20 protein-coding genes and 1 tRNA gene are annotated in these 23,343 nt (G+C 40.2%); 10 read left to right on the top strand and 11 right to left on the bottom strand.

Features of this window, described 5'->3' with window-relative positions; translation table 11 throughout:
• Positions 1-16 precede the first annotated feature (16 nt).
• Positions 17-988: an octaprenyl diphosphate synthase gene (gene ispB, locus RM552_RS00310; RefSeq protein WP_311366802.1), complete on the top strand. Its 972-nt coding sequence runs from the start codon at positions 17-19 to the stop codon at positions 986-988.
• A 3-nt stretch (positions 989-991) separates the two neighbouring features.
• On the opposite strand, the gene pepQ is transcribed toward ispB, so the two are convergent.
• Positions 992-2,332: a Xaa-Pro dipeptidase gene (pepQ, locus tag RM552_RS00305; RefSeq protein WP_311366801.1), complete on the bottom strand. Its 1,341-nt coding sequence runs from the start codon at positions 2,330-2,332 to the stop codon at positions 992-994.
• Positions 2,333-2,787: 455 nt separating this feature from the next.
• Here pepQ and RM552_RS00300 point away from each other — a divergent pair, with 455 nt between their 5' ends.
• The 3 genes from RM552_RS00300 to RM552_RS00290 all read left to right on the top strand — a co-directional run bounded on the left by RM552_RS00300 (position 2,788) and on the right by RM552_RS00290 (position 5,646).
• Entirely contained in the window at positions 2,788-4,002 is a 1,215-nt protein-coding gene (locus tag RM552_RS00300; RefSeq protein ID WP_311366800.1) for a hypothetical protein, read from the top strand.
• A 60-nt stretch (positions 4,003-4,062) separates the two neighbouring features.
• A complete protein-coding gene (locus RM552_RS00295) occupies positions 4,063-4,599 on the top strand; it encodes a hypothetical protein (protein ID WP_311366799.1) in 537 nt (178 codons plus the stop codon).
• A gap of 162 nt (positions 4,600-4,761) precedes the next feature.
• A complete protein-coding gene (locus RM552_RS00290; RefSeq protein ID WP_311366798.1) occupies positions 4,762-5,646 on the top strand; it encodes an SDR family NAD(P)-dependent oxidoreductase in 885 nt (294 codons plus the stop codon).
• On the opposite strand, the gene RM552_RS00285 is transcribed toward RM552_RS00290, so the two are convergent.
• Positions 5,641-7,764: a lytic transglycosylase domain-containing protein gene (locus tag RM552_RS00285; protein WP_311366797.1), complete on the bottom strand. Its 2,124-nt coding sequence runs from the start codon at positions 7,762-7,764 to the stop codon at positions 5,641-5,643. The two genes, RM552_RS00290 and RM552_RS00285, sit on opposite strands and share 6 nt — an antisense overlap.
• A 260-nt stretch (positions 7,765-8,024) precedes the next feature.
• Here RM552_RS00285 and fadB point away from each other — a divergent pair, with 260 nt between their 5' ends.
• Positions 8,025-10,175 (top strand): fatty acid oxidation complex subunit alpha FadB, encoded by a 2,151-nt coding sequence (gene fadB / locus RM552_RS00280; RefSeq protein WP_311366796.1) that lies wholly within the window; start codon positions 8,025-8,027, stop codon positions 10,173-10,175.
• 55 nt (positions 10,176-10,230) lie between these two features.
• Positions 10,231-11,394: an acetyl-CoA C-acyltransferase FadA gene (gene fadA, locus RM552_RS00275; protein WP_311366795.1), complete on the top strand. Its 1,164-nt coding sequence runs from the start codon at positions 10,231-10,233 to the stop codon at positions 11,392-11,394.
• A gap of 89 nt (positions 11,395-11,483) precedes the next feature.
• Here fadA and RM552_RS00270 read toward each other — a convergent pair whose 3' ends face one another.
• The 6 genes from RM552_RS00270 to RM552_RS00245 all read right to left on the bottom strand — a co-directional run bounded on the left by RM552_RS00270 (position 11,484) and on the right by RM552_RS00245 (position 16,497).
• A complete protein-coding gene (locus RM552_RS00270) occupies positions 11,484-12,440 on the bottom strand; it encodes a PEP-CTERM sorting domain-containing protein (RefSeq protein ID WP_311366794.1) in 957 nt (318 codons plus the stop codon).
• A gap of 87 nt (positions 12,441-12,527) precedes the next feature.
• Complete coding sequence (gene cspE / locus RM552_RS00265) at positions 12,528-12,737, bottom strand: transcription antiterminator/RNA stability regulator CspE (RefSeq protein ID WP_136250564.1); 210 nt, start codon at positions 12,735-12,737, stop codon at positions 12,528-12,530.
• A 315-nt stretch (positions 12,738-13,052) separates the two neighbouring features.
• On the bottom strand, positions 13,053-13,550 hold the full coding sequence (gene ilvN / locus RM552_RS00260; protein ID WP_311366793.1) for an acetolactate synthase small subunit: 498 nt from the start codon (positions 13,548-13,550) through the stop codon (positions 13,053-13,055).
• Entirely contained in the window at positions 13,550-15,268 is a 1,719-nt protein-coding gene (locus RM552_RS00255) for an acetolactate synthase 3 large subunit (protein WP_311366792.1), read from the bottom strand. The genes ilvN and RM552_RS00255 overlap by 1 nt, the downstream gene beginning before the upstream one ends.
• A 187-nt stretch (positions 15,269-15,455) precedes the next feature.
• Complete coding sequence (locus tag RM552_RS00250; protein ID WP_311368240.1) at positions 15,456-15,833, bottom strand: MaoP family protein; 378 nt, start codon at positions 15,831-15,833, stop codon at positions 15,456-15,458.
• A 166-nt stretch (positions 15,834-15,999) separates the two neighbouring features.
• A complete protein-coding gene (locus RM552_RS00245) occupies positions 16,000-16,497 on the bottom strand; it encodes a DUF4442 domain-containing protein (protein WP_311366791.1) in 498 nt (165 codons plus the stop codon).
• Between the two features lie 193 nt (positions 16,498-16,690).
• Between RM552_RS00245 and RM552_RS00240 the strand changes: the two genes are divergently transcribed.
• Positions 16,691-18,790: a TonB-dependent receptor gene (locus RM552_RS00240; protein WP_311366790.1), complete on the top strand. Its 2,100-nt coding sequence runs from the start codon at positions 16,691-16,693 to the stop codon at positions 18,788-18,790.
• 26 nt (positions 18,791-18,816) lie between these two features.
• Here RM552_RS00240 and RM552_RS00235 read toward each other — a convergent pair whose 3' ends face one another.
• The 3 genes from RM552_RS00235 to orn form a co-directional block, all read right to left on the bottom strand.
• The gene (locus tag RM552_RS00235) at positions 18,817-19,350 is read right to left on the bottom strand and encodes an acyloxyacyl hydrolase (RefSeq protein ID WP_311366789.1); all 534 of its coding nucleotides are present in this window, start codon (positions 19,348-19,350) and stop codon (positions 18,817-18,819) included.
• Between the two features lie 207 nt (positions 19,351-19,557).
• Positions 19,558-19,633: transfer RNA gene (locus RM552_RS00230), tRNA-Gly, on the bottom strand.
• A gap of 129 nt (positions 19,634-19,762) precedes the next feature.
• Entirely contained in the window at positions 19,763-20,308 is a 546-nt protein-coding gene (orn, locus tag RM552_RS00225; protein WP_311366788.1) for an oligoribonuclease, read from the bottom strand.
• Between the two features lie 103 nt (positions 20,309-20,411).
• Here orn and rsgA point away from each other — a divergent pair, with 103 nt between their 5' ends.
• The 3 genes from rsgA to RM552_RS00210 all read left to right on the top strand — a co-directional run bounded on the left by rsgA (position 20,412) and on the right by RM552_RS00210 (position 23,342).
• Positions 20,412-21,449, top strand: coding sequence for a small ribosomal subunit biogenesis GTPase RsgA (gene rsgA / locus RM552_RS00220; RefSeq protein WP_311366787.1), 1,038 nt, complete (start codon positions 20,412-20,414; stop codon positions 21,447-21,449).
• An 89-nt stretch (positions 21,450-21,538) separates the two neighbouring features.
• Positions 21,539-22,390: an archaetidylserine decarboxylase gene (gene asd / locus RM552_RS00215; protein WP_311366786.1), complete on the top strand. Its 852-nt coding sequence runs from the start codon at positions 21,539-21,541 to the stop codon at positions 22,388-22,390.
• A 67-nt stretch (positions 22,391-22,457) separates the two neighbouring features.
• Entirely contained in the window at positions 22,458-23,342 is an 885-nt protein-coding gene (locus RM552_RS00210) for a DMT family transporter (protein WP_311366785.1), read from the top strand.
• Position 23,343 lies beyond the last annotated feature (1 nt).

Genomic DNA, 23,343 nt, shown 5'->3' with positions numbered 1-23,343 from the left:
ATATACTAGAGTAGCAATGGATTTAGAACAAATAAAAGCGCTTTCTGAGCCAGACATGCTCGCCGTGAACCAACTAATACAAAAACAAGTAAAATCTGACGTAGTACTGATTAATCAACTTGGCTTTTACATTGTAAATAGTGGTGGAAAACGATTGCGCCCTTTACTGACTGTTTTGGCGGCCAAGGCGTTAAATATTCAAAACAACAATCATCACACGCTAGCCGCTATAATAGAATTCATCCACACTGCAACCTTATTACATGATGATGTCGTCGACGAATCAACTATGCGAAGGGGCAGGCAAACTGCAAATGCCGTTTTTGGAAATCAAGCAAGTGTTTTAGTGGGGGATTTTTTATATTCTCGGGCCTTTCAAATGATGGTCGAGCTACAACAAATGAAAGTCATGGATATATTGTCAGATGCAACTAACAGAATAGCCCAAGGTGAAGTTATGCAGTTGATGAACTGCAATGACCCAAATACTACAGAAGAAAGTTATTTTGAGGTCATATACAGCAAAACTGCCCGCTTGTTCGAAGCGGCAACTCAATTGGCTGCAGTATTAACAAAACAAGATCCTGACATCGAAAAAGCCATGCAGGATTATGGCAAACATTTAGGAACTGCATTTCAATTGATTGATGACGTGTTAGATTATACGGCTGACGAAGATGAAATGGGTAAAAAAGCAGGTGATGATTTAGCTGAAGGCAAACCAACACTCCCGCTATTGCATGCCATGTGGAATACCGACAAAGACAACGCAGACCTTATAAAGCATGCAATTGAAAACGCTGATGGCATGCCGCACTTTGATAAAATATTGAAAATAATGCAAAGCACTGGATCAATCGAATATACCCAACAGTGCGCGATTGAAGAAGCAAATCGAGCTAAAGAAGCCGTATCTGTTTTACCTGAATCAGAATACAAAGCAGCATTATTAGGCTTAGCCGATTTATCCGTTAATCGCAACAGCTAGCTTTTATAAATCTAAACCAAGCTCTCTGGTCATATTTTCATTACGCTCTCTGTGTACGATCACATTGTCTTCAATCCTGACTCCTCCATAAGGTCTAAATTGGTCAATTACATTCCAATTTACAAATTTTGAGTTTGAAGTACTCTTTAGATCGCTTAGCAATGAATCAATAAAGTAGACACCTGGCTCAATGGTATACACATGCCTTGGTTCGATAATTCTTGTGCAGCGCAAAAAAGGATGTTTTGAAGGAGGAGGCTTTGGTGTTCCTCGGTCATCAACGACATGTCCTGCAACATCATGTACTTGTAAGCCAAGTAGGTGGCCAATACCGTGTGGGAAAAATGTGCTGACAATCCCAGCTTCTACAGCGTCTTCAGGCAACATATTTAACACGCCAAAATCACATAATATTTTAGCGACACCCGCATAAGCTGCTACCTGCACGTCAACATAAGCTAGGCCTGGCTTTAACATATTAGCCAAATCAATTGTTAGCTGATTAACCGCTTGTATCAAAGCATTAAACTCGTTATTTTGTGTCGTATAAGTACGCGTAATGTCTGCCGCATAACCGTGAAAACTGGCACCAGCATCAATCAAAAAAGCTAAATGCTGCGATGGTGCTGTGGTATCTAATACCGTGTAATGCAATATTGAAGCATGTTCATTTAACGCGACAATATTGCCATAAGGTACGTCGTTGTCGCCCTGTTTTGCGGCTAACAAGTAGGCTTGATTGATTTCAAATTCGCTTAGGTTATCAAAAAATGCTTGCTTAGCTGCTGTGTGGGCTTTTACCGCAATACTATTGGCCATGCGCATGCAATCGAGTTCGTAATCAGACTTACAAGCACGATAAAAGTGTAAATAATGCATCGCTTGGTCAGGGTTAATTAGCTCAAAGCCTAAGGCTTTGGCAACTTCAATATATTCGCCGACATAAGCGTATTTGCTTTTGTCGTAAGGTAAGTGTTTTTCTACTCTATTTGCTTGTTTTAAATAAATAATATCAAAATATTCCACCCAATAATCGATAGGTGTTTCTGGTACTTTATGCCAAAAATCTATGGGTTGATAAAAAATAAGCTTGGGTTTATCGACACCATTCACAATAAGCCAACAGTTTGGATTATCAACCACAGGCAACCAAGCCTTAAACTGTGGGTTAACTTTAAAAGGATAATTATTATCATCTAAAAAAAGACGCTTCGCTTGACCGGAATGGATAACTAGCCCGTCTATATTTTCGCGTGCTAGCGCGTCCCGAGTATGATTCTGTAACATTGCAACATGACTTGCATAGTTGGACTGAAGTGCTGTTTGCGTGCTTGCTTGCATCATGTAAATTAATATCCTTACGTGCTTAAAGTCTCTTTTATTTTAAAGAATAGCATAGATTGTAGCCCAGATTCACTGGGCCTGTTTTACCTTCATTATTTTTCGGTTTTTGCAATGCTGCGTTCCTTAATTTCCACACCGTTCGGTATCGAGAGAACCCTATGATGAGTAGTATTTCAACATGTTTAGGTGCTACTAAGAGTTGTTAAGATGCTTTATAAAGACAAACCTGAAATAACTCTTTCTATATTTATTAAAACTTTAAAGTTTGCCTAATGAAAGTCAAAAAAATAAAAATTTGAATACTAAATAGAAGCTGACTATTCTTTAGTTACTCATTAGACATAAAAACACCAAGTGCACTGGCCTCGACCAAGCTCTCGCATATTGTGAGGAGTCTCAATAGTGATTTTGGGAATTGTAAACAGCAATAGAAACTAATTTTTTAGGGCAATTTAATGGCAAAATTTAAAGCCGTGCTATTACTAGAAGGTTCTAGCAGGTTAACTGGCATTTTTCATGAATTAATGGCTGAAGAATTCAAACAACATGATATTGAACTATTTAGCTTGGATGTAAACGATCAAGTTAGGCTACAAAACAACTTTATGGAAGCCAAAAACAATAGCACTTATCTATTTTACATGACGATTAATGGTTTTGGTCTTGATATTCATGCAACGGTGAATGGTAAAAATGTCTTAGTTTACGAATTTATTAAGACCCCAGTGTTTAACTTGCAAGCTGATCCAGTCTTTACCAATGAAATGCTTCAAAATGCCAAAATCCCCTTTAATCCATATCTAATAGATATAGTTACTGACATCTTTAATATTCAGTGGTTAGCGCAACTAAGAGGGAGCGTAGAAAATATATATCACACCCCAAGCAGCGGTATACATGTTGATTTAGGAAACTCAGATTGCATTGCGATTGAAAATAGAAAGATTGACAACCTTTTGTGTATGTCGGTTAGCCCTCCTGAATTTTTCCGTGACCGCTATGTCGCAACCCTGACTAAAAAACAAACTAATTTAGTAAAAATATTTGATGGTATTGTAGACACCTTTGAAAGTCATTTGCGCAGTGATCCAATTGTATGGGTTAACACTGTTTTCCCCACGTTGAGGGTGAGATTTAACTTATCTGATGACACTCATCAAAGACTCATTTCAGAAGTTTGGCACTTTATTCGTATGAGAAGAAGAATAAAACTCCTCAATTCATTGCAGGATTATCCATTAAACGTGGTCACAAATAACGACCCCTGTATGCAGCAAATTAAGATCCACAAAGATACTAAGTTACACAAGCCGATAAACTTTGACGAATTTATAGGCATGCTAAGAAATACTAAAACACATATTTTACCACCGACTCAATATGGTGGGTTTCATGAACGTCAGATTGCTGGGATGTATCAGTCTTGTGTGACTATTTCGCCACCAAATAGAGTATTTGAAGAAAAACTTAGACATGGCAAAGATCTGTTAATCTATAATGATATTGAAGCTGGTTTACCTTCGTTAATGGCCCAGATAAATAGCAATATTGATTTACAAAAAGAACTTTCTGCAAATGCAAAAGAACAATCCTTGAAATATTTCCACACCCGAAATACAACTGACAGGATCATCAACATTTTTAATGTGATCAGCACCAAATTAAAGTGATAACTTAATCCTGATGATCAACTTTACTCTCATTTTATTGCTTAAAGGCTCTTTACTACTATGAACACCTCCGTTGTTAAAAATTTTTCTCTTATAACCATAATCGCTTTTTTGGCCGGGTGTGCTAGTTACGATTATCCTGGCGAAGTAGAATTAGGTGCGCCGCTTATTTCATTCACGGGTCAAAGTTTAGAAGGCGAAACGATAAACATACCCAACGATTTAGCCGGTGAAAAAACCATACTTATCTTTGGCTATGTGCAAGATTCTCAATTTGATATTGACCGTTGGCTAATAGGATTAGACATGCTTGAAATTGCTGCACCTGTTTATGAAGTGCCAACAATCAAGGGCATGGCGCCTAGGATGTTTAGCACCACTATCGACAATGGTATGCGCCGTGGTATACCCAAAGAGTTATGGAAAGGAGTAGTAACCGTTTACGCAGATGGTGATCGTGTTCAGCAGTACACTGGCAATACCAATCCTAATAATAGCCGTATAATTGTAATAAACGAACAAGGCGCAGTGGTCTATTTTTACGACCGAGGATTTCAAGTCAGCGCCCTAAAAGAAGTCCATGCGTTTTTTAAGTGAACTAAATATAGCACGTTAAAATATATTTAAAATTAACCCACGACTTCACAAGACGCGTTTATTCATCAAACTAAAGGGCATTAATTAGTCTAATAAAGTGGGCGGCAATGACTGCAGCATTTATATTATAGCCTTTAAATTTCTCAAGAAAGGTTTTGTTATATGTCCATCGATTTCCAAAATAAAACAGCTTTGATATCGGGTGCTGCCGGCGGTATTGGTTTAGCTCTTTCGCGTGAATTAGGCCATTTAGGCATGAAAATTGTGATGGCCGATATTGAGCAAGAAGTATTGCAAGCATCAGCTAACATATTAAGGGCAGAAGGTATTGAAGTGTTAGCATGTGAGCTAGATGTGACTAACTTCGAACAATGGGAAAGCGTTGTTAGTGCCGCTAAAGACAAATTTGGTGCCATTCATATGCTCATCAATAATGCCGGTGTAGGTGGTATACCCAGTGGCATAGATAAGTCAGACAATAATATTTTCCAATGGGTGGTTGATGTAAATTTAATGGGCGTTATGTACGGAGCTCGCGCCACAACACCGTCGATGAAAGAGCATGGTGAAGGTGGCTGGATTATTAATGTTGCATCCATGGCTGGCATGAACGGAGTGCCCTATTCAACAGCCTATTCAGCGACAAAAGCAGCCGTTGTTTCCATGAGCGAAAGTTGGGCCGTTGAACTCAAATCGCATAATATTCACGTCTCAGCCTTATGTCCTGCCTTTGTGAAAACGCGCATACACGAATCTTTGCGCACTAAACAAGATAAATACAAAACTAACATGCTTAAAGAGAACGCTGAAAATCTTAAAAAAGGATTTGGCCAAGCTGCCGCGCTCGTTGAATCAGGCATTGATGCGAGTTTGTTGGCAAAAAGAGTCGTCGAAGCTCTAGAAAATAAACAACTTTACATTTTCACCCATCCTAACTATCGGGAATCCATGGGATACAGAGCAAGAGCCATTGATAAAGCATTTGAAGATGCTCAAAATAGCCCGCTAGTTAAGCATTTAATTGACGACGAAATCGTCAGCCTATAACGAAACAGGAATTGCGGTACCCAAAAAGTCTTCAAAAACCTTGCCTTGTTGCACAGCAGATGTCGCATCGGGTTCAGACAACTGAGCCCGATAGATTTGTTTATATGCCATTACCGCTTTAACGTAATTGCGTGTTTCTCTGTAAGGGATAATCTCAACCCAAATATCGGCTTCTAGTGGGGCAGTTTCTGGCAGCCACTTAAGTACTCTGCGCCATCCAGCGTTATAAGATGCGGTGGCAAGCACAGAGTTATTGTCGAGCTTGTTCATCAAATAACGCAAGTATTTGTTGCCTATTCGAACATTAGTGCCTGCATCTAAAAGTTGTTTAGCACTTACTCGGCGTTTTTCAAGATATTTTGCCGTACTTGGTAATACTTGCATCAATCCTCGGGCGTTAGCCGTTGATACTGCATCAGTCATAAACGAACTTTCGCGACGCGCTATAGCAAAAGTCCATTCTGGCGCTATGTTATTTTTTTTAGCTTCTTCAACAATAAGATCCTCAAAAGCAGTAGGAAAACGGCGGCCAACATCATTTAAATAATCTTCTCTTGAAAAAGTAAAAATAGATTGATCGTGCCATGCCCAAGCGCTAGATATAACAGTACTCACTAATTTGTGCCGTTTGTCTAGTTGACCTTGCATGTAACGCCATTCTGCTCTTGCGTAGTGGAAGCGTTTGAGAGCCTTCAATTCAAAAGCACGTTCAGTTGCCTCATTTGAAAGCACAACTAGTGCTTCTGCATGGTTAACGTGAAGCGGTTCATCTTGTAAGCTAAATACTTGTCCTAAACGGGCACTCGCCAAAAACCCATAATAATGTCGAGACTGCGCAAGTTGAGTATATAAAACCCTAGCTTGTTGCTCACGTCCAAGATTTTCATAAGCGCGAGCGAGCCAGTAAGTATAATCTTTGGCCGCAACCAATTGCGGGGGTGACGACTCAATCAACAAGGCTATTTTTTGCCAGTCTTGTTGCTTTAATAAATAAGCTAAATGCCAGCGCACAACTTCTGGGTTATCGCTCACTTCTGCTGACTTAATCAGCCACCTCTCGGCATTATTTGCATCGTCTATTGCTAATTTGATACCAAAAGCATCGTATACTTTTGATTTTTGCTGATTACTAAATACCTTCGATTTTTCAGCTTTTTGCATAGTACGCACAGCGAGCTCAGCATCGCGCCATATTAAACGCGACAAACCATAACTTATTATGTTTGCCTCAATATTTGGATATTTTGCTGGGAATCTAGCGAGGGCTTTTACGTAACTAGGATCTCGCCTCGTTTTTCTCCATAAGTCAGCTAAATATTGTTTTTCTGTGGGTAACAACGAACGCAAATAGGGAATAAGGGTATGACTCCCCCCATCAGCAGACTTTTCAATTCGAAGTAAAATCAGATCTTCGGTTAATTGCTCTGCTTTTATCCACCTCTTGAAAGGCGCATCACATTCTTTAGGTTGAGATTTACCTACTGTCCAAAGGTCTGCTATTTGCTCGTAAAAAACAGTTTCATTAATGCCTTGTTTCATTTGTGCATGAATATAATGACATCTCAATTTTGTATTTGAAGTTGGCCTATAAAAATCGATAAAAAGACCATATTGCTTTTTTCTAGCCAAATAGAATAACCAATTGCGGCGAACACTAAGCCCAATGGGGCTATCGCCATATTTATTTAAAAATGCACGTATTTGTGCTTCATCTTTTAAAGAAAATGAATCACTAATTTTCCGCGCAATTAAATAAGGGACTAAAGGATAATCACCTAAAGATTCAACTGTCGATAAAAACTCATCGCTATCCATGCGCCATATTGTTTTTTCTGCGCGTAAAAAAGCAGCTCTTTGCTTGAGCCTTTCAGGTGTTTCAAGAGAATAGCTAGGATTACCTGCAGTAATTTGCTCCCTAAGTGCAGATTCGGTTGATGCACTTTGTTCCTTAATAGTTTGCGAAATAGGACTCTGTATATTCGAATTTTGCTTACTACTGCTTTGAGCCACAAGAGAACAACTGAAGCAAATAGATATCAAGCCAGCAATTAAGATCTGAATTGTTGTTTTACTTAAAAAGTTATTAACACAAGAAAGCTTCTTGTATTTGTTTGACATTGTTTACTCGCTTTGAAAATGAAGAATATAAGCCCTGCTTATTGAATCATATTAAAAAAATAGAAGACCATTAGGCTATGATTGACGTAGTATTACCCAACTGGTCAAACTAGCTGACATATGATTTATATATCGTCGCTATATGATGAATACATAAGTTAAACATACTTAGACCTAAAAAGTTCGCCACATTTAACTAAATAGGCGCTTTTGACCTAATTAGCATACTTGATAACAAAATTTTTGCATAGGAGATTACAATGGTTTACGAAGGCAACAGTCTATCGGTTTCGATGACCGAAGCCGGCATTGCCGAGCTCGTTTTTGATGCGCAAGGTTCGGTCAATAAATTTGACCAACAAACCGTAAAAGAACTTGACGAAGCAACTGCTGCAATAGCATCGTCAGATGGCATAAAAGGTGTTTTGGTTCGTTCAGCCAAATCTACTTTTATTGTCGGTGCCGATATCACTGAATTTACTGCTTTATTTGAGATGCCCGAGGAAGAAGTACTTGAATGGGTTGGTAAAACCTCAAAAGTATTCGACCGCTTTGAAGATCTCCCTATGCCCAGCGTTTGCGCCATCAACGGCTTTGCGCTAGGTGGCGGTTGCGAAATGACCTTAGCTTGCGACTTAAGAGTGGCAGATACTACTGCCCGTATTGGGTTACCCGAAGTCAAACTTGGTCTCATGCCAGGATTTGGTGGAACGGTGCGTTTACCTCGAGTAATCGGTTCAGATAACGCCTTAGAATGGATGACCACTGGCCGCGATCGTAATGGTCAAAAAGCATTAAACGAAGGTGCTATTGATGCCGTAGTGAATGCTGAAAGCCTGCACCAAGCAGCGCGCACTATGTTACTCGACGCCATAGCTGGAAAACTCGATTGGCAGAGTCGACGACAACAGAAACAAGCTCCATTAATGCTAAATGAAAACGAAGCAATGATGAGTTTTTCTACCGCGGCAGCAATGGTTGCGGCACAAGCAGGCAGACACTATCCTGCGCCTCATAAAATGGTCGCCACTGTGCAAAAAGCGGCAGCCCTCGGACGGGATGGCGCGCTTGAGCTAGAAAACCAAGGTTTTGTAAGCTTAGCTAAAACAGACGCTTGCCAAGCACAAGTGGGTATATTTTTGGCCGACCAATTGGTTAAAGGTAAAGGCAAGAAAATGGCCAAGGCGGCAACTAAATCCATTAAAACTCATGCTGTATTGGGCGCTGGAATCATGGGGGGTGGTATTGCTTATCAAGGCGCAGTTAAAGGCATTCCTACAGTAATGAAAGATATCGCTCAACCTGCGCTAGAATTAGGTTTGGGCGAAGCGGCTAAAATACTGGGTAAAGGTATGCAACGCGGCAAATTCGATGGCGCCAAAATGGCAGCAACTTTGAATAATATATCGGCAACATTAGACATGAATGCCATTGCAGCATGTGATTTAGTTATTGAGGCGGTCGTAGAAAATCCTAAAATAAAAGCAGCGGTGCTTAAAGAGACAGAAGACACAGTCGCTGACGACGCAATTATTTGTTCGAATACTTCTACTATTTCAATAAATCAATTGGCAAAAGCGCTCGATAAGCCAGAACGTTTTTGTGGCATGCACTTTTTTAACCCTGTGCACAAAATGCCATTAGTCGAAATAATTCGCGGCGAAAAAACAGACGATGCGACAATTGCAGCGGTTGTTGCATCCACATTAAAGATGGGTAAAACCCCAATAGTAGTGAATGATTGCCCTGGTTTTTTAGTGAACCGCGTTCTGTTCCCTTACTTTGCTGGTTTTAGTCAGCTATTGATCGACGGTGCTGATTTTACTGCTGTTGATAAAGTCATGGAAAAAGTATTCGGGTGGCCAATGGGCCCTGCTTATCTGCTAGATGTAGTGGGTATGGATACGGCCGATCATGCTTCAGGGGTTATGTCTGATGGTATTCCTGAGCGTATGCAAAAAATTGAAAACGACCCAGTAACCCTTTTATACACCAATAAACGTTTAGGTCAGAAAAACGGTAAAGGTTTCTATAACTATGGTAAAGACAAGCGTGGTAAGCCTACCAAAGTAGCCGCTGATGAAGCTTATGCATTATTCCAAGGACACGTTGCTGAAAAACGCGATTTTGATACTGAAGAAATTATCGCTCGCGTCATGATACCCATGGCAAATGAAGCAATCCGTTGCGTAGAGGAAGGCATTGTCGGTAGCGCAGCTGAAGCTGATATGGCTTTACTTTACGGACTAGGGTTTCCTCCTTTTAGAGGCGGAATTTTCCGTTATATCGAAACAATGGGCTTAGCTAATTTTGTTGCACTTGCCGACAAATACGCAAGCTTAGGTCCTGTTTATCAAATTAGTGATGGCGTTCGTGAAATGGCGTCTTCCGGTAAATCATACTTCGCTTAATAGCGGCCATTCCTTTGTTTTTAAAAAAGCAAAGTGAAGAGAAGGAGAATGTAAAATGAAAGACGTAGTAGTAATCGACTGTATACGCACACCAATGGGGCGCTCTAAAGGCGGTGTTTTTAGAAATGTTCGCGCCGAAACTTTATCTGCACATTTGATGAGTAAATTGCTTGAACGCAACCCAAATCTCGATCCAAGTGAAATTGAAGACATCATCTGGGGTTGCGTGCAACAAACCAAAGAACAAGGTTTTAATGTTGCCCGTAATGCTCAATTGTTAACAGCAATACCCCGCAGCACAGGTGCAGTCACCGTTAATAGGCTGTGTGGTTCATCTATGCAGGCACTGCATGATGCGGTATCGGGTATCATGTCAGGGCGTGGCGATACATACATGATTGGTGGTGTAGAGCATATGGGTCATGTACCTATGAACTATAATATTGATTTTCATCCTGGTATTGCAAAGCATACGGCTAAAGCTTCAGGCAGTATGGGCATGACCGCAGAGCTATTAGGTCGTCAAAATGGAATTAGCCGAGAAATGCAAGATGCCTTTGGCGCTCGTTCCCACCAAAAAGCCCATGAAGCCCACTTAAATGGTGGTTGGGATAATGAGATTGTTGCAATTGAAGGGCATGATGCTTCAGGCAAATTGACGCTCGTTGAACACGACGAAGTGATTCGCCCAGAAACCACAGTAGAAACCTTAAGTGGTTTACGGCCTGTTTTCGACCCAGTCAATGGTAGTGTGACTGCTGGTACTTCTTCGGCTATATCAGATGGTGCTTCAGCAATGCTCATTATGTCGGCAGACCGAGCAAAGGAACTAGGTTTAACACCTCGAGCTAAAATCAAAGCAATGGCCGTTGCCGGATGTGACGCGGCAATAATGGGCTTTGGCCCTGTTCCTGCCACTAAAAAAGCCCTAAAGCGTGCCGGTATGAGCATGGACGACATTGAATTGGCTGAGTTTAACGAAGCCTTTGCTGCACAGGCTTTGTCGTGTATCAAACGTTTAGGTTGGCTAGATGTTTACGACGAAAAAGTGAATCTGAAAGGTGGTGCAATTGCGCTAGGGCATCCTCTTGGATGTTCAGGTTCGCGTATTTCGACCACATTGTTAAACGTAATGGAAGATAACGATAAGTCGGTTGGCTTAGCCACAATGTGTATTGGTTTAGGACAAGGTATAGCGACAATATTCGAAAGAGTATAATCGTAATATAAATACGGTGTGGTTCTCGAGCCCATTGCATTAAGAATCAAGAAGCCAGAAGTATTTCACTTCTGGCTTTTTTTATTCAATTAAGTACAGGCTCGACGGGCTTTTTTAGAAGATAATGCTTGTTTTGATGCAACTAAAATCAGGTTTTCCGAAGCTAATTGCTCAAATGCGGCTTGTTGTAGCAGTTTTGCCTCTCGACTAGAGATGCCCAGTTCGAATGCTGAACATTCGTTTTCACCCAACAAACGTGGGTCTTTTCCTGTCAAATTGCCAAATACTACCAATGCATGTAAATAATAGCCGTGTGTACTTGCATGGTAATGATCCCATGTCCAAAGACTAATTTTTCCAAAATCGATGCCGTCGTATGGGTTTGAATCTGCAATACCGAGCTTCATTGCCCGAGTCCACGCTTCACCAACTGGGTTTACCCCTTTGATAGCTGAAGAAGCAGAGGCAGCTTTATTATGTCCAGCCCTTATATCAATTGCCATTTTTTCAACGGATGTACCCGACCATAAATTCCCCTCTTGATAAATAAGATCAGCGCGAGACCACGTAGACGTTAAATATACTTCTGCTTTTGGGTTAAGTCCTATTAAAAAGGAAGCCATATTAGCGGAAGTTTCAATTAGTAAGGTAGGATCACCTGGCTTTTTGCTGTCAAGCGTACTAAAGCCATGCATAGCGACTTGGTCCCATGCTTGTGTTCCAATGACATCTCGTTTTTCAGCCAAATGAAAATCTAAGGCACTGCCTCCACGGGTTTCCACAAACACATCATAATCAAGATTGACTTGTTGTGTAAAAGACTTGAATAGGGCAGGAACACCGCCGATCCCTTGTTTGTTTAAATCGGTAACTGTAGTTGCCCGATAAAAACGAACTGCCGAGCCCCAACCAAAAGTAAAGCTGTTGCCAATGAACAGCACTTTTATTGAAGATTGCGTGGCTTGTTCAGTGTGGTTAAGGCTTGTTGCCGCAGCTGGAATTAGAAGTAGTGTGAGCGTAATGAGTATTATTAATATGCGTTTCATGCAGAGCTCCTCACAAAAGTGACAGATACAAAAATGGCACGTTAAACGTGCCATTTCTTTGAGAAATTATAAGCTTCTCTGTAAAAACTAGATAGTTTCTACGTTTGCAGCTTGTAGTCCCTTTTGGCCTTCTTCCACTTCAAAAGATACGCGTTGACCTTCTGGAAGTGTTTTATAACCTTCAGCAACGATAGCGCGGAAATGAACAAAAACGTCCTTGCCACCATTATCTTGTGTTAAAAAACCGTATCCCTTTTCAGGGTTGAACCACTTAACTGTGCCTGTAACTTTAGACATGTAAACCTCAAAATATTTATAACTAATACGCGCAACAAATTTGCGCACTTGAATTTTTGCCAAGAGAGTTTTGAAGAATTAATAACTTGGGAATAACGACGTCGAACACTGGAACTACAGGTGGTACAAGAGGTTATATACATGTTAAGAACAACAATTAAAACAGTTTCTTACCAAAAACGAGTGAAGTTTAGCACAAATTCAGAAACTTACACGAAAAACCGAACATATTTTGAATAAAAACTGAAAACTTATCATTTAAGCGTGATCAAACCACAATTTTTAACACAAATATGGTTTGATCACTTATATCGCTTAAGGTCTAAGTGCCCTATCTCCGCGAGCCAATCCGCAAACGCCGGTTCTTGCTGATTCAGTGATATCCGCACATTGCTGCATAACATCTGCAAACGCCGTGAGTTTGTCGCTGGTACCGGTTATTTCCATTGTGTAGTGATGACTCGTCACATCTAAAATTCGTGCTCTGAAGATATCAACGTTACGTTTCACCTCAGCTCTGGCACTTTCAGAACGCGTGGCTACTTTTATCAACATAAGCTCACGTTCAACATGCGGCGCCTCGGCCAATTCGGTAACCCGCAACACGTCAATTAACTTATTAACTTGCTTAATAATTTGCTCTGTTACTTTAGCGTCTGCCTCAGTAATAATAGTTAAACGAGACAAACTCGCGTCAGACGTAGGTGCTACACAAAGAGAATCAACGTTAAAACCACGTTGTGAGAAAACACCGACTATGCGTGAAAGTGAGCCAGGCGCATTTTCCATCAATACCGATAATATTCTTCTCATTATGTTCGCTCCGTTTTGCTCAAGCGCATATCGTCCATTGCGCCATACTTTATTTGCATTGGGTAAACATGTTCGTTTTGATCTACCAAAATATCCATAAATACAAGTCTGTCTTTTTCTGCAAAACAACGCGCCATGGCATCGTCTAACTCATCAAGGCTATCCACTTTTATTCCGACATGGCCGTATGCTTCAGCTAACTTAACAAAATCGGGCATTGAATCCATATAAGAATGTGAATGACGACCTTTATAATTCATGTCTTGCCATTGACGCACCATGCCTAAAGCACGGTTATTGAGTGAAATAATTTTTACCGGTAAGTTGTATTGTAAACAGGTAGACAATTCTTGAATGTTCATCTGAATACTGCCATCTCCAGTAATGACCACAGAACACGCATCGGGGTGCGCAAACTGCACACCCATTGCCGCTGGCAAACCAAAGCCCATCGTACCCAAACCGCCAGAATTGATCCAACGTCTTGGTTTGTCAAAAGGATAATATAAGGCAGCAAACATCTGGTGTTGACCAACATCTGAAGACACATAAGCATCGCCGTTGGTATGCTTATATACCGCTTCAATGACCTTTTGCGGTTTAATTACTTGACCGCCTTGTTCATAGTTCAAACATTTACGTGAGCGCCATTGATTAATTTGTGCCCACCAGTCTTTCAGTTTTTCTTGCTGCTCTTTAGCCGTTACATCTTCCATGCGAGCAAGTAGTTGTTCACATACTTTTTCTACAGAGCCTACCACTGGGATATGTGCATTAACTGTTTTTGAAATAGAAGCAGGGTCTATATCAACATGGATAATGTCGGCATAGGGACAAAATTTATCAACATTGTTAGTGACTCGGTCATCAAAGCGAGCGCCTAATGCCACAATACAATCGGCATTATGCATCGTCTTGTTTGCTTCAAGTAAACCATGCATGCCAAGCATACCAACAAACTGTTCATGTACACCAGAAAAAGCGCCCAAGCCCATTAACGTACAGGTAACAGGCGCATTTAATTTTTCAGCCAATGTTGTTACTAAGCCATTAGCTTCAGCAGTAATTGCACCACCACCAACATAAAGTACAGGGCGCTTAGCTTTTTTCATACTAGCTACTGCTTTGCTAATTTGCTTATTATGCCCTTTGAGTGTTGGGCTGTATGAGCGCATAGTCACGTCAGTCGGAAACTCATAAGGATGTTGATCTTGAACATTAACTAGGTCTTTTGGTAGGTCAACCACAACGGGACCAGGGCGCCCAGTATTAGCAATGTAATATGCTTTCGCAATAGCCATTGGGATATCAGTTGATTTTTTAACTAAAAAGCTGTGTTTAACAACGGGTCGTGAGCACCCTACCATATCTGTTTCTTGGAAAGCATCTTCACCTATATGCATCGAAGGTACTTGACCTGATAACACCACCATAGGAATCGAATCCATATAAGCCGTTGCAATGCCAGTTAGGGTATTCGTAGCGCCTGGACCAGAAGTTACTAGCACCGTGCCCGTTTTACCAGTAGACCTTGCATAACCATCTGCCATATGAGCTGCCGCTTGTTCATGTCTAACAAGTACATGTTTGACTTCATCTTGGGCAAAAAGCGCATCGTAAATATCCAAAACGGCCCCACCCGGGTATCCAAATACATGGGTAACACCAATATCTTTTAAGGCTTCTACTACCATAGCAGCGCCTGACATCATTCTCACCTGAATGACTCCTTTTTTAGTCGAAATTATTAAACACAAATATCTGCCGAGGAATATACCTCAGCAGATAGAAAGAAAAAACAGATAATCAGCAAAAAGTGAGAGGTTTATCCCTATATAGTAATATATTAGGATAATCATCATAATATGATGTAAGTTAAGTGTGGATTTTAGGCTAATTTACCTTTTAGTCTTCTGTGTCCACAATAATATCATCTATATCACTTGGTTCATCGTGATCTTCAATGTTTTCGTTACGTACTTTTTTTGTACCATGTATACTACCAGTTTTAGGCCGATTGATCCGCTTTTGATACTTTAACCATGCACGTTGTTTTGTATCTTGAGGTTCAATAGCACCATGCGCTGCCGCAATGATGGATTCGTCTTCTTCACCTTGTGGATGAAGTTGGCCATCTACAAGGGCTGCAATTAAGCAACCATACTCAACTAAGGCTTTACTTTCTGCTATAGAAAAATCCCCTGAACGCGAAAATCCGTAGGGATAATTTTTGGGATCGCTGAACACTTTTCTTAGTAAACTATCTTTTGTTAACACCATTATAGCCTCGCTCATAACAAGAAAATTAAAAGGTATTGCCGCTTTTTTGCAATACTTACTCTTGTCTATCGTCAGTGTCAACAAAATGTTTTAGCTTTTAGTAAGAATTTGCCTGTAAATGCGTAATCTTCAAAAAAGTGTCACATAAAAGACCTATTTTGCGCATGTTTTAGGCCTTTTTATGTTTACTCACCCATGCCCAATTCATTTCACAAATTATAGGTTCTTCGCCGCTTTCGTCTGTTACGACAACAGCCACCAAAATGTCGCCTTTTTCTTCGCTTTGCATCAAGTTTATTTGTTCATCTGTGACATGGGCAACAGCTGTCATATCGCCCACTGAGCGACGCACATATTTCAAATCCATACGTTTTATTAAAGGGAGTTTGTCGCCGGGTAAGTTCAAGCCAACCACAAAGCCTGTAGCAGACTCCGCTAATAGCGCCATTGTGGCGGCGTGCACTTGCCCAATATGATTACGTACTTTCTTTCTATTTTTTACAAAAAATGTCACCGATTTGAGATCTGTTTCAATAATGCTAATTTTTAAAGTGCCTACTAACTTAACTTTGAATCGAAACATAAAAGTAATCAGGCGTAAACCTAACCACTCTGGATAACTGAGTGCTTTTTCTGCAAATGTTCGTAAAGGGTTATTTTTAGCCATTTATTGCGCCTCTTAAAGTACGTTAGGCTGAGCTTGGCGTTTACGCACCGCCACCCAACTGGTCAGATGTGTATAAGTATATCAGGGATGCACTAATTCTCAACAAAGCATTATTCTAAATAATATATTGCAAATAGGAACGATTCTCATTATCATGCGCATTGAATAGTTCTTACATCTTGGAAAAATTACATTGAAATTCACATTAACCGCCATTGCAGCTGCATTGCTGCTTAGTAACAATGCAACTGCAGAAGAAAGCAATGAAGCCATTGAAACTATTGCTGTTACCGGATCTTATTTATCAAGCAATCAGTCAAATTCAATAAAATCACCTACGCCAATTATTGATGTACCGCAAAGTTTGTCTATTATCACGGCGCAAGATATCACCGATCGCGGTATTACCGCTATTAGCGAAATCATCGATTACACCCCAGGTGTTAATACCTCTCAAGGTGAAGGCCACAGAGATTCAGTAGTGTTTAGAGGAGTTCGTTCGACCGCCGACTTTTTCTTGGACGGTAACCGTGACGACGTTCAATATTACCGTGCCTTATATAATATTGAACAAGTAGAAATATTACGCGGCCCTAATGCTCTGTTATTCGGTCGTGGAGGTACTGGTGGCATTTTAAATCGTGTCAGCAAGAAAGCATCTATCGGTGATCAATTCACTTCATATAAAGCAGGGTTTAATACTTTCGGTGGTGTTAATGGTGAAATTGATTCTAATTTTGAAATGAGTGATACCTCAGCATTTAGAATGAACGCCATGTATGAACGCCTAGAAAACCACCGAGATTTTTATGATGGCTCACGCGTAGGTATTAATCCTACAGCACGTTTTGAATTGAGCGAAGACACTATTTTTGATATCTCTTATGAATACATAAACCATCAACGTTTTATTGACCGTGGTATACCCACCGGCAACAATGGTGAGCCTGTAGAATTTTTACAGGATGTAGTATTTGCTGATCCAGACAATAATTATCATGAACTCGAAGCGCATGTTTTTAGAGTTAATGCAGAGCATCGTTTTAGCGACACGCTAAAAGGGAATTTTAGTGTTTTTTATGGCGATTATGACAAAGTATATGCTAACTTTTATGCTGCAAACTATGATCAAGATACTAATATTGTTGAGTTAGATGGCTATATTGATAACACCTCTCGCAACAACCTAATTATATCAAGTACTCTGGTAAGCGAGTTTGAAACAGCAAATATTGGCCATACCGTTATTTTTGGCGGTGAAGTAATTAACACTAGCTCAGATCAAAACAGGCTCAACCCGATCTTTAACACCACATTAGATGACCGAGAATCATTTTTTGCGACAAGACCACTGAATTTTGCAGGCTTTAGAGGCTTTAACTCCGAAGGCATCGCGGTAGTGACTGACTTTACTGACTTAAATGACGATACGCGTGTTAACTTAGATGTTTATTCTATTTTTATACAAGATGAAATTGAAATTTCTGACACATTGGATATTGTTATTGGTGCTCGTTTCGATAGTTTTGATATCAATGTGTTTAATGCAGCTCCCGGTGCTTTGGAAACCCGCTCAAGGACAGACGAAGAGGTATCTCCTAGAGCAGGTATCATTTATAAACCACAAGAAAACATTTCGTTATATGTAAGCTACAGTGAGTCATTTTTGCCTCGAAGTGGTGAGCAGTATGCCAATATCAATGGTAGCAATAATCAATTAGACCCTGACACATATTCCACCCGCGAAGCGGGAATAAAGTGGGATTTTGCTCGCAATCTAAGTTTTACTGCAGCTATTTTTGAAAATGAACAAAGTTCACCGCAAGTCGCCGATGCCGATCCTGCTACCTTAGATGTTATTGAATCTGAAATTTCAGGATTTGAATTACAGCTAGTGGGTAATGTAAATGATAAACTTTCGATTTCAGTTAATTACTCAAATCTTGATGGTGAAATAGTTAATCGTTCAGGCTCAACCGGTCTAACTCCTCGCGAATTACCAGAAAATACTTTTTCTGTTTGGGGCGCCTATCAAGTTAACGATAAATTTGGTTTGGGCCTAGGCGCAACATACCAAGATGAGAGTTTTGCGAATAATAGCAACAGTGCCACACTGCCAAGCTACACAAGGGTAGATGCGTCTGCATATTATGACCTGTCTGATGATCTGAGAGTACAAGTAAATATAGAAAACTTGACTGACGAACTCTATTTTCCCAATTCGCATTCAACTCATCAAATAACGGTTGCGGCACCTATAAACGCAATGCTTAGTCTGATTGGTTCATTCTAAGCTTTGCAGGTGGCATAATATTTTGTTTAAAAATTAAATGCGTAGTTAACAAAATAGTAGTTAACGCCATGATTGATATCAGCAATGTTTGCGTTTGAATAGTGATTGACGCTTAAAGACACTCGGTGTTTTTGCGCAATCACCATTCCTAGCTCAAACTTGTCTTCGAATAAAAAGCGAGAGCCTAATTCTCTGTCCATTAGTACATCATCGTCAGTGTATGCCAAACCTATTCCCAATCCAAAATACAAAGATTGAGACAAAGCAGGGATGTAATATCGCCACATAGGTGTAAAAAACACACCACTTTTCGACTTCTCTAGCCAAGAATCGCGCCAATGATGAACACCCATTTCTAATTCTAATTTGAGCTCATGGGTTTGATGAAAGGTCCATGCATATTTTGTAGGCATGATGTAGGCAAAACGGTATGCTTGTGATGACAACTCGCCGCGGTCTCTAAAATACCATCGGGACTTACCTTCTCCTACTGATACACTGAATTCGCCAGAGAACAAATTGTTACTGCTCTTATCCACTTCTTCTGCGATAACTTGCACGCTAAGTGACCAAAAAATTAGCCATGTTAAGATTATTGAGCGACAAGGTTTTTTATGAAATGAACGCAAAATTTCTCCTCGGTTTATATATTTTGAACAGAAGAAGTATGTATTTACATCCAATTGATTCTATTGGCTTATGTTCAACAGCATTAGAGACTCTAGATTTACTGACCATTTGGCTTCTCAGCATGAAGCTGAAGAGATTGGAGCGGGAAACGAGATTCGAACTCGCGACCCCGACCTTGGCAAGGTCGTGCTCTACCAACTGAGCTATTCCCGCAACAAAATGGACGCGCATTATAAAAAATATTCAAAAAGGCGCAAGCTTTTTATGCAATAACATGAAAAAAAACAGCATCAAAAATCAAAAAAATAGTAAATAAAAGGGCCAAAATACCTCCGCCTGCAACTAAATTTTAAACACATGCTCCCTGTAATAACGCATTTCTTCTATCGATTCAATAATATCGTCCAATGCTAAGTGGACGCCTTTTTTCTTAAAGCCTTTCGCAATGTCTGCTTGCCATCGAACGGTTAGTTCCTTAATGGTACTCACGTCGATGTTGCGATAGTGAAAAAATGATTCTAATTTAGGCATATATTTCACCAAAAACCGGCGATCTTGCCCAATTGTATTGCCACACAAGGGTGATATTCCACTGGGTACATATTTCGATAAAAATGCAAGAGTGAGCTCTGTCGCATCATCAACACTGTGTTGGCTATCTTTGCATCTTTGCGTTAGTCCTGATTCGCCATGAGTTTTAACGCACCATTCATCCATGCTATTTAAAATTTCATCACTTTGATGAACGGCAATAACAGGGCCTTGAGCAATTATATTGAGATCTTTGTCGGTGACAATACTAGCAATTTCGAGCACCACACATGTTTCTGGGTCCAAACCCGTCATTTCCATATCAATCCAAACCAAATTTTGCTCATGAAACGACATTTAATTCCCCTGTAAATTATAAGCAATACATATTGCTCTAGGCTTCATTAATGCAACAAGGTATCATGATACAAAACTTGAGCCAATAATTGCATAGGAATACGTGGCTAAAAAACCCAAACTCTCCAAAAATCAGCAACGCCAAATTGCGCAAAATCGCGATAAACGCATTCGTGATTCGGCACATAATAAATCAAACGACAATGATCTTCTTGGCGAAGCTATCGATGGTCGTGTTATTAGTCGTTTTGGTAAGCAAGCAATTGTGGAAACGCTAACTGAGCGTAATATACACAAGTGTTACATTCGACGAACAATAAAGTCGGTTGTGTGTGGCGATAAAGTCATATTTCGCCCCTCATTGAGCAAAGAAGACCGAGACCGCGGTATTATAGAAGCCGTTATGGATAGACAAAGCACTTTGTCTCGACCTGATTATTATGATGGCATTAAACCTATTGCAGCCAACATAGATCAAATTATCGTAGTAAGTTCTATCGTGCCGACTTTATCTACCCATATTATCGACCGATATATTGTTGCATGCGAACATGCAGAAATAAAACCAACCCTGGTTATTAACAAAGTCGAATTGCTTACTGACGATGAGTTATCGCAAGTGATTACTGATCTCGAGATATACAAACAGATTGGATACCACCTAATTTTAGTAAGTTGCAAAACCCGTAAAGGATTACCAGAGCTAAGCAATATTTTGAAAGATAAAGTGAATGTTTTGGTGGGTCAAAGTGGTGTCGGAAAATCTAGCATTATCAACCAACTGCTTCCTGATTCAGATGAAGTTGTAGGAGAAGTGTCGAATAATTCGGGTCTTGGACAACATACTACCACAGCCGCAAAATTGATCCCTTTTGATTTAGGTGGTGAACTAATAGACTCTCCTGGCGTCAGAGAATTCGGCTTATGGCACCTGCCCGTTCAGGACATAACAGAGGGCTTTGTTGAGTTTCGAGAATATTTGGGAGCTTGCAAGTTCAGTGATTGTAAACACAAACATGATCCCGGCTGTTTGATCACCCAAGCGGTGAAGAATGGCGATATCGACAGTAGACGTTACGAAAGCTATATCAAAATAGTAGACTCACTAGACCAAAACCGCCCTTCTTATATCAAAGAATAATCAAACTTTACTCAATTACTCTACTTTATCTGTCTGCTTGTTATACAATAGCGTTGCTTTATGCATGGAAAATATGACTGGAGAATTCCGTGATCGATTGGATAAAAGTTAATACTCAATATATCTTACCTAAACACCTAATTTCTCGTTTATTAGGTAAACTTGCCGCTGCCGAAGCGGGAGCCCTTACACAATTTTTAATTAAAGCATTTATCAAAGCCTTTGATATAAATATGCAAGAGGCTCAGTTTGAAGAGCCGAGTGCATATACAAGCTTCAATCAATTCTTCACTCGTCCACTTAAAGATGGCGTAAGGCCAATCGTAGAAGATAAAAACTTACTTTGTCACCCTGTTGATGGTGCTGTCAGCCAATTTGGGGACATTGTGGGCGACAAAGTGTTTCAAGCTAAAGGTCATGACTACAGTTTAACAACCCTGTTAGGCGGCAAACCAGAATTAGCAGAATGCTTTAAAGGGGGTAAATTCGCCACCATTTATTTGGCACCAAGCGATTATCATCGAATTCACATGCCTATTGACGGTCAACTTACTGATACTTTACATGTTCCGGGCGAACTTTTTTCGGTCAATCCATTGACTGCCGCTAATGTGCCCGGTTTATTTGCAAGAAATGAAAGAGTCGTTACTATTTTTGATACACCTGTCGGTAAGCTTGCCATGGTGCTTGTGGGAGCAACAATTGTAGCGAGCATAGAAACAGTGTGGGCAGGGAATATCACCCCACCTGCAGGTAAATATGTACAGCATTGGCAACACCAAGAAGATGATATTTCCTTATCTAAAGGTGAAGAGATGGGGCGATTCAAATTAGGCTCTACTGTTGTTTTATGCTTTGAACCCAACAAAATCGAGTTCGAAGACTTAGCCGCGGGTGATACAACTCGCTTAGGTGAAGCCTTGGCCAGTATTCAGAAATAAGTCGGTTTGTTTTATTATTTTACATTTTTACGAGCAAACCTTAAGTGCCTAACTTATCGAGGTCAACGTGAACCCTGTTAAACGCAGCCTTATAAACATGCATCTAACCGTCATGTTATTGGGAGGTACTGCACTTTTTTCAAAACTCATCCCTTTGACGGCTGTCGACATCACCTTTGGACGTTCATTACCTGCCTTTATATTGTTATTTATCATAGTCAAACTGAGCGGAGAATCACTCAAATTAAACAGCACTAAAGATTATTTTATTGGCGTCGGACTAGGTATTATCATGGCGGTCCATTGGGTTACTTATTTTGCATCTATGCAATACGCTAGTGTATCGGTAGGTATTATTGCTCTATTTACCTTTCCTGTGATAACTGTGTTATTAGAACCCCTATTTGAGAAAATTCGTATACGCTGGCAAGACATTACCAGCACGCTGGTTGTATTGGTCGGCATTTGGCTAATAGTGCCAAGCACTTCATTGTCTGACGAAGTGACTTTAGGCGTACTAATAGGTGTGTTTTCGGCATTTTTATACGCTATACGAAACTTAATGCATCGCAAATATTTTTCTCATTATAGTGGTTCAAAAGCAATGGCGTATCAAACAATGACCATTTGCCCAGTACTTGTTTTATTTTTGTCAGACGATGTTGCCACAATGAGTATGGAAACCTTTGGTTTATTATTGTTACTTGGCACGGTATTCACTGCATTTCCGCATGCGATGATAGCCACAGCACTCAAGCATTTGCGGGCAAAAACATTTTCACTTGTTGCCTGTATGCAACCTTTTTACGGTGTTATTTTTGCTATCATTGTGCTGAACGAGTCTCCCCGTTGGCAAACACTTTTAGGTGGCTTATTGGTTATTTCTGCCGCTATCTATGAGACGGTTCATACACATAAAGAAGAAAAGAGACTGGCTGCTACAGGAAACTAAT

Source organism: Glaciecola petra (assembly GCF_031846345.1).
Classification (GTDB): domain Bacteria; phylum Pseudomonadota; class Gammaproteobacteria; order Enterobacterales; family Alteromonadaceae; genus Glaciecola; species Glaciecola petra.
The sequence above is the reverse complement of the archived record's forward strand: the minus strand, read 5'-3'. Positions and strand labels throughout refer to the sequence as shown.

Excerpts from the sequence above, each read along its gene's own strand:
- ispB (WP_311366802.1), top strand. The coding sequence starts at position 17 with ATGGATTTAGAACAAATAAAAGCGCTTTCTGAGCCAGACATGCTCGCC.
- pepQ (WP_311366801.1), bottom strand. The coding sequence starts at position 2,332 with ATGATGCAAGCAAGCACGCAAACAGCACTTCAGTCCAACTATGCAAGT.
- RM552_RS00300 (WP_311366800.1), top strand. The coding sequence starts at position 2,788 with ATGGCAAAATTTAAAGCCGTGCTATTACTAGAAGGTTCTAGCAGGTTA.
- RM552_RS00295 (WP_311366799.1), top strand. The coding sequence starts at position 4,063 with ATGAACACCTCCGTTGTTAAAAATTTTTCTCTTATAACCATAATCGCT.
- RM552_RS00290 (WP_311366798.1), top strand. The coding sequence starts at position 4,762 with ATGTCCATCGATTTCCAAAATAAAACAGCTTTGATATCGGGTGCTGCC.
- RM552_RS00285 (WP_311366797.1), bottom strand. The coding sequence starts at position 7,764 with ATGTCAAACAAATACAAGAAGCTTTCTTGTGTTAATAACTTTTTAAGT.
- fadB (WP_311366796.1), top strand. The coding sequence starts at position 8,025 with ATGGTTTACGAAGGCAACAGTCTATCGGTTTCGATGACCGAAGCCGGC.
- fadA (WP_311366795.1), top strand. The coding sequence starts at position 10,231 with ATGAAAGACGTAGTAGTAATCGACTGTATACGCACACCAATGGGGCGC.
- RM552_RS00270 (WP_311366794.1), bottom strand. The coding sequence starts at position 12,440 with ATGAAACGCATATTAATAATACTCATTACGCTCACACTACTTCTAATT.
- cspE (WP_136250564.1), bottom strand. The coding sequence starts at position 12,737 with ATGTCTAAAGTTACAGGCACAGTTAAGTGGTTCAACCCTGAAAAGGGA.
- ilvN (WP_311366793.1), bottom strand. The coding sequence starts at position 13,550 with ATGAGAAGAATATTATCGGTATTGATGGAAAATGCGCCTGGCTCACTT.
- RM552_RS00245 (WP_311366791.1), bottom strand. The coding sequence starts at position 16,497 with ATGGCTAAAAATAACCCTTTACGAACATTTGCAGAAAAAGCACTCAGT.
- orn (WP_311366788.1), bottom strand. The coding sequence starts at position 20,308 with ATGTCGTTTCATGAGCAAAATTTGGTTTGGATTGATATGGAAATGACG.